At 37.8% G+C, this 6,693-nt stretch carries 6 protein-coding genes and 1 tRNA gene; 4 read left to right on the plus strand and 3 right to left on the minus strand.

Annotated features, from left to right (window positions below):
• Window positions 1-274: 274 nt before the first annotated feature.
• The 3 genes from FS875_RS02885 to FS875_RS10790 all read left to right on the plus strand — a co-directional run bounded on the left by FS875_RS02885 (window position 275) and on the right by FS875_RS10790 (window position 1,721).
• Entirely contained in the window at window positions 275-913 is a 639-nt protein-coding gene (locus FS875_RS02885) for a hypothetical protein (protein ID WP_144752784.1), read from the plus strand.
• Between the two features lie 388 nt (window positions 914-1,301).
• A complete protein-coding gene (locus FS875_RS02890; protein WP_246067844.1) occupies window positions 1,302-1,448 on the plus strand; it encodes a hypothetical protein in 147 nt (48 codons plus the stop codon).
• A 147-nt stretch (window positions 1,449-1,595) separates the two neighbouring features.
• Window positions 1,596-1,721, plus strand: a complete 126-nt coding sequence (locus FS875_RS10790) for a hypothetical protein (RefSeq protein ID WP_281282238.1) — start codon at window positions 1,596-1,598, stop codon at window positions 1,719-1,721.
• A gap of 1,042 nt (window positions 1,722-2,763) precedes the next feature.
• On the opposite strand, the gene FS875_RS02900 is transcribed toward FS875_RS10790, so the two are convergent.
• Window positions 2,764-3,333, minus strand: a complete 570-nt coding sequence (locus FS875_RS02900; RefSeq protein ID WP_144752791.1) for a disulfide bond formation protein B — start codon at window positions 3,331-3,333, stop codon at window positions 2,764-2,766.
• A gap of 12 nt (window positions 3,334-3,345) precedes the next feature.
• Complete coding sequence (locus FS875_RS02905; RefSeq protein WP_144752793.1) at window positions 3,346-3,951, minus strand: YqaA family protein; 606 nt, start codon at window positions 3,949-3,951, stop codon at window positions 3,346-3,348.
• A 195-nt stretch (window positions 3,952-4,146) separates the two neighbouring features.
• On the opposite strand from FS875_RS02905, the gene FS875_RS02910 reads away from it, so the two are divergent.
• Window positions 4,147-4,231: transfer RNA gene (locus tag FS875_RS02910), tRNA-Leu, on the plus strand.
• Window positions 4,232-5,749: 1,518 nt separating this feature from the next.
• Here FS875_RS02910 and FS875_RS02915 read toward each other — a convergent pair.
• Window positions 5,750-6,640 carry an outer membrane protein gene (locus FS875_RS02915; RefSeq protein ID WP_144752796.1) on the minus strand — a complete coding sequence of 297 codons (891 nt, stop codon included), beginning with the start codon at window positions 6,638-6,640 and terminating at the stop codon, window positions 5,750-5,752.
• Window positions 6,641-6,693 lie beyond the last annotated feature (53 nt).

Genomic DNA, 6,693 nt, shown 5'->3' on the forward strand with positions numbered 1-6,693 from the left:
TTTATGAAAGGGCTTTTATCGCCTTGTCATGTGCCTTATCTCTTGCATGAAAGCCCCAAATTCACTAGGATTCTCTCACTTTAAAACTCCTTATATTGAATCAATCAAAATCATTTGCTTGTGGATCACAAATGGGGGGAGGTGTTGTGGACCGCTTAAAAAGTGTGATAAATCGCGGTTTGAGGGAGTGTATAATCTCTCTGTGTATCAAGGGAGATTATTCTTAGCGTTTTGAAAAAAATGGTCAGTTTCATAGAAAAAAGCGGGGAAATATATGGAAATTGATAAAGGTTTAGAATGGTTTTTGAGTTTGCAAAAACTAAAATTATTGGAAGCAGCGTTTTTAATGGCCGGATTAGATCCAGCAAGATATACTCTTTTCGACAAAAGAGAACCAGAATATAGTGATATTTTTGAAGGTCATTGTCGCATTTCATTAGAAAAAACTTCTAATTTTCGAGGAGCTTATTGTGCTATCGTTCAAGCAGGAAAAGAAGGGCAATTAAAAGTAGAATGGTCGTATGATTTTTTTGGTAGTATAGATGTAGATTTCTCATATGTTCTCGTTGAAGATTTAAAAAAATGGCTTTTATCACGTGGTCATCGCCCTGCATTTTTCTTTCCGGAGGGTGATGCTGGCGACATTCAAGATCAAAAATATGCGTTTCAAAATCCAAATCATCCGCGTTATGCTCCAAAGCTTGCGGCTATTGTGGCGGCGTGGGAGGCCGTGAGTGAGGCTGCACCAGGTAAAAGTGTTAAAGGAACGCTTATAAAGTGGATTCGTGAACATGCCATTCAATACAAGTTGGTCGATGATGATAATTTACCAAGAGAAAAGCTCATTGAGGAATTAGCGGCTGTTGCTAATTGGGAAACTCGTGGTGGGGCTCCGAAGACATCTGCCAATTAATTTTATCAGAAGAAAAAAACAAAAAGATCACTAAAATGACGTCGTTTTTTTAATAATTTTGAAAATGTCTTCCTATTTAGGGGGGAGGTTTTTGTCTTTCTCCCCTAGGTTATAAGCAATTGTTTTTACATAATAAAATATTCTTTATATTTTTTAAAAACGTTTTTTATAAGGATAAGTTAGGCTGAAAAAGGCTTACATAAGACTGAAACCTCCCCTCTCGTTTTTATAACTTAACCCTCTATTTTTATTGGATTTTTTTGGGCATTGTTTAATTCGAATCAACTGAAATGAAGTTGAAAATGCACTGGAGGTGATAGTGCTAAAAAAAATATTGTCTTTTTTTACGGGGACTGAAAACGCAAAAAATTCTCAAGGAAATATACCGATGAATGGATCGATATTGGAGCAGCCTGTGGCGGATGAGGTGGTACGAAAATCATTTAGAGGGAGCGTATTGTCGTTTTGGATAAAGTTTGAATTTATCATTGTGATGGAAAAGGTCAAAACACGGCGTCCTGCGCGCTCTCCATAAAGAAACCTTGCTCTCTATTGCGGTTTAGGGTTTCTCTTGAAAAATTGGCGCCATAGTAAAACCCTCTCTATGGCATACTATGAAAAGAATATCTTATGATTTATCATGATGAAAATACAAAAAAAATGATTGTAGGGCGTGGTTACTTTGGAAGAATCTGTCGCTCGTACAGATGATGAGCGATATTTCAGTTTATCGCTTATCAGTGGATATGATGAACAGCAGCTTTTGTTTTATGGTGATGGTGGTTATGCTCTTAATTGGACCGTTTGAATCAAAGGAGGGAACTTAAATGACGAAAGGAGTAGGAAACCATTCCTGCGTTCTTATTTCCTCCCTTGCGGGGAAGTGGTCACCATTACTGATGCCTGTATTATGTTTCTTTATATATGCTTATTTTTTTTAAGCCAAAGGTGTAAAGGGGGGAAATGTTTAAGCATAAGAACAATAACTTATGAAATGCCTCCTCTGATAACTTTGGGATGCCATGTGAGCAAACTAAAATGGCTTATCAAAACGGTTGTCGCATAATTGCAGATAATCCATGTTTTTTAGGTTCTATTAGAGATTGTCAAGCATAAGACGCAGGATTATTCGGTTGCGATTTTGTCAAAAATGGCAAAATCCAGAACATTCTCGTAGAGTTTTGCCTTTTTTAGAGAGCACTCAAATAGGCGTTTTTTTTCAAAGTTCTGGTAAGACATGAATCATGCGGAAAATCGCACCTAAAAACGTGTCGAATGTGTGGTGCTGATTTGAGCCGAGGGTTTATATGAGGGGGATAAGGCGCATTGAGATCTCAAAATGTCTCATGTTCTTACCATGTGGCATGATCATGTTTCATCACACTATATGGTGCTTTAAGGTGATAGATCTCTAAAAGGGTGAGCAGGGGAGGGAGAGGCGTTGTGTTTTTATCCGTCAAGGCAGGTTGACCATTCAATAGTGATTGGTCCCTTTATTTAATCCTCTGTTCACTTTTCTACCGCTAGCTTTTATCAAAATATTAAAGAAGCAAAACAATAAAATACAAATATCCGTTGTTTTGTTGTTTCTCTCTCCTTTTTAAGAGGAGGATATTGATAACAATATTAAATTTGCAAAGGCATGAAAAAACAGAGGGAGATTTGACAAACAAAAGGTGTGTTTCATCCATTTTAATGTTCAAGGAGAGGTTTGAAAAGGAGATGATGTGTGTGTGGATGCGTGTTAAAGAGGCAATTTTTGTGTTTTGGATGTTTTGTGCGGGGTGTTCTTTTCTATGGGGTATGCGGTGTTTTTAAGAGCAGGGATGCTGTCTTACCTGGGGGAATGTTTATGTTTTGTGGGCTGAAAGAATGCCTTTTGAAGTAATATAGAGGCTCATAAGGGTGAAAAGGAGGCTTGCAACCACATTCCAACCGGCAAATGAAAGAAAAAGAAAACGTGTGGGGGCTTCTGAACAAGAGGGAGGGTGAATGTGGTTTAATTGGTTAAGAAGCTGGTTAATATCTGAGGTTCTTCGTACAGCGTTTAAACCACAACTAAGAGGAGCTTTCCAAAAACCATATTCAACACCGGCATGATAAATGGCTAAAACAAGGCTGATGCACATTAAGACAAAAACACATAAAAATAAAAGTTGTATCCAAGAAGACATGCGAAAAAACCAGGCTCCAAAACCTGCTAAGAGCAAAAAGGGGATGGCACCGTAATAGGGAAAACGCTCGATCAGACATAAATCGCAAGGAAGATACCCACCAAGATATTCAAAACAAAGAGCAAGACCTACCGTGGCGGACAAGCAAAAGGTAAGAAAAAAAGCCCATAAACTTTGTTCTTTTCTGCTGGGTTCTAGATGAAGATGCTTGTTTAAAAGGGAATGGGAAGACAAAACACATGCCATTGGGTCTGTTCCTTATAAAAGCTGTTTGTTAAAAAAAGCGATGAAAAGCCCATAAATTAAAAGGAGACTAACACAGCCCATGAGGATAATCCATTTGAAATGCTGTCTTAGAAAATTCATTGCTTTTTGTCCAAAATGTTTAATCAGCCACGCGAGAAGATAAAAACGAGCGCCACGGGAAAAAATACAAATGAGAATGAAAAGTTCAAGATGTACATTCATTACACCTGCCAAAATTGTGACAATTTTAATGGGGGGAAGGTGAAAAAAACCTGATGTTATCAGTAAAATAATCAGAAATTGCAGGGTTGCATGGTTTTTTAGAGATTCAAAACTTTCAACTTTGCCGTAAAATTCTAAAATGGGTTTGGCAAGGGTGTCATAAGCAAAATGTCCGATAAACCAACCGGCAATACCTCCTAAAACGGAACAAATGGTTGCAATCAAAGCATAGCGATAAACCCGCTTTTGGCGGATAAGCAGAAGTGGGATATATAAAATATCTACGGGAATGGGGAAAAAAGAACTTTCAATAAAGGCAATGAAACCAAGCCAGTGTGGCGCTGTACGCCGATTTGCTAAAGAAATCGTCCAAAGCTTTAATTTATTTAATATCATAAGGTTTTTTATAAATTTGAGTGGTAAAAACTTTACAAATGAATTTGCTATAAATGCGATAAAGAAAATATTCTATCCAACAGAGAAGAAAATGAGAGGAATTCTTAAAAAATCAGAAGTCTGCTGTTGACGAATCTATCCTTCTTCATATAGTGCAAAAGAATAATCGACAAGTCTGTCTTTTATCGTATAAGTGCGGGTGTGGTGGAACTGGTAGACGCGCCAGACTCAAAATCTGGTTCCGAAAGGAGTGTCGGTTCGAGTCCGACCACCCGCACCACTTTGATAAAGATTTCCCTTTATTGATCAAGACGTCCATTTTATTCTGTTATGGTGCATCATATCGCTTTATAAACCATTGGAATTTGTAGAGCGTTGCTTTATAAGCCATTGGGATTTATCAAAAGTATTCATTTTTTTGCCCGTTGAATGAATGACCTTGAAGATTAGAGTGGACTCTTATTTTTAAATCCATTGAGCGCCAATCAGCCAAAATCATGTCTCTTGCACATTTATCGTGCGCGTGTATCGTGTGCGCATGCAGCCATAGCGGACGTATGAACCGGATGTGCTCGCGTGGCGTAAAATTGTATAAGAAAACATGCCCTTTCATGCATCTTATTCTTATTAAGTGCGAAGGGATATTTGGGGACACAGTATAGGAAACTTCCAGCGTACTCTGTGATGAGGGGTAAAGAGGGATACACAATAGATTTTATTTTTCATAAGCGTTGTGGCAAAAGGGAGGTGTTCAATATTTCTTGAAAATACGCTCGCAAATGAGCCCGTGTATTGTGTGTGGGAGGAGCAGGGTTTGGTTTGGAATGCTCTCCTATGGCATGAGAGGTGTGAGCCCAAATGGGTTGAGAAATAAAAGCGTGAGGTCTATGTGTCCGCTCCACTCTTTTAAAGATATTGCTTGGCTTTTGTTTGCCGAAGCAGAGGACATAGGAGAGGGGACGGCTGGAAAATAAGTTGCTACAAATGGTTTTTTTCATCTTTACAATTTCATATTCTTCCCAAATATGTTTTTCCCAAATGAGATTATCTCTTTCGTTTCCGGTATGACACAAACCGAGAGACAATATCCTTGTTCTATTGCTAGAATAGAACAGTTGAAAACAGCGTCATTTAAAGTGGGGTGATAGAAGGTAAGTTGTTTCACTATTGTTTTCAGTGTGTCTTGAATATTCAGGTGAGGGCTTGTTTTTAAGTTTAAGTGAAATCCATGCAATGGAAAGCCAAGAGAAATTTACTCAAGAGTTGTTGTTTCTTTATAAACCGACATGAGGTTTTAAAGGGGGTGAGATCTTTGCTTTTTAAAGATGGGGCGTGAAGTAAATTCCCGTTACCCTATCAAATGATCTTATTTTAGGGAAAAGGAGGTGATCGGTGAATTGATACTGAAAAAACCGGATTCTTTATCGATGAAGAAACATGCTTTTGGGAGGCGTGAAGAAGAGGTTGAAAAATGAACACACAAGCTTCTCTTTTATGCTGCTACTACGTTATCATCAGCTGTTGTTCTTGATACGCAGTATACATCTTTATTTTAATTTATTTTAAAGAAATATCAGTGCTCTTACTTTAAGTCGTGAGGGTAAAGCTCTTATTGTTTTTAATACATCCTCTAAAAGGGGAGACGAGAAGAACTTGCAAAAAGCTGGATTGTTTTACAATCCTTTGTTGACAGTTGAGCGCTGGTTTTTAGAGTCCTTGTCTTTTTTTAAAGGAGGAGAGATGTAAAAAAAACCCTGTTTTTAACAGGGTTTTTTAAACGTTTCATTTTTTTAAGACATTAGAATTTATAAGCGATGCCAAGGCGAAAATTATGTGCTTGATCGCTTATTTTAAGTTCATCATTTGCAAATTTCTTTTTAAAAAAATCTGTATAACGGTATTCTGTACGCATGATAATGTCATTTGTCATGGCAAGATCAAAGCCACCACCAACAGTGTAACCGATCATTGTTTTTGTTTTATCGAACACTTTGCCAGAAGCAAATACCGTCGAATCTTCATGCGATTTTGTTAAAAGGGATAGGATATATTGCATCTGTGTGTAGGCAACACCCCCTGCAATATAAGGCATAAGACGATGGGAAGCAAAACCAATGCGCGCGCGAAAAGCACCACCCCATTTTTCCTTCAATGTTACACTGCTTACAACGATATCATCAGTGTTGGGGGTCGTTTCATCTTGAGTGGTTGATGTTAGAATAGGAATCCCAGCTTCTTGAAAGGTTGCGTTAAGAGTGTCTAATTTATCGAGAATTTTCTTGCCATTGTCTGTTTGGGTGTTTTGCCTCCCCGACCAGACCATATCTGTATCAACACTGATAACAAGATTATCTCCTAAATTAATATTAGAACCTATATAAAGACCACCCATAAATCCCGATGGTCTTGGTGATAAATCTCTGTTGACCAAAGCCCATTTTCCACTCATCGCTTCTGGTGCATAATTTAAATTGCTTTTATTGGAAACATGTCCAATTTGTCCCCCAAAATAAAAACCAGACCAAGAAAAAGACGTAGAAACAGCAAATGGTGCGACCCGTGGCGATAAACTACTTGACGTTGAAATATTCGGTGTTGATGGCTGCAATATTACTGTATCGGCTGCTTGCGCTGTTGAAGTGGTCATAAAAGTGAAAAGAGAGAGTGCAATTAAATATTTTGTATTCATAAAATTTCCCCAATTTATTTCAATTACATAATGTATTATATGTACATAATATA

The organism is Bartonella saheliensis, assembly GCF_902162175.1.